1 protein-coding gene is annotated in these 290 nt (G+C 53.4%); it reads right to left on the bottom strand.

Features of this window, described 5'->3' with window-relative positions:
- Positions 1-290 (bottom strand): amino acid--tRNA ligase-related protein (locus FDX22_RS27535; protein ID WP_304571837.1); only part of this gene is annotated, 290 nt, incomplete at both ends.

Here is a 290-nt window from a genome sequence, read left to right on the forward strand (position 1 = left end):
CCTGCATCATCGGGGTTTCTACTTCCATAAAGCCGCGAGCAACCATGAACTGACGGATGCCAGCCATAATCTGTGAACGCACTTTAAAGGTGTTGCGGGATTCATCATTAGAGATGAGATCCAGGTAACGCTGGCGGTAACGCGCTTCCTGATCCTGCAGACCGTGGAATTTATCCGGCAGCGGGCGCAGGGCTTTGGTCAGCAGACGCAGCTCGGTACAATGGATGGACAGTTCGCCGGTTTTGGTCTTAAACAACTTACCTTTCGCGCCGAGGATATCGCCCAGATCC

The organism is Citrobacter sp. TBCS-14, assembly GCF_005280805.1.
Lineage (GTDB): Bacteria > Pseudomonadota > Gammaproteobacteria > Enterobacterales > Enterobacteriaceae > Citrobacter > Citrobacter gillenii.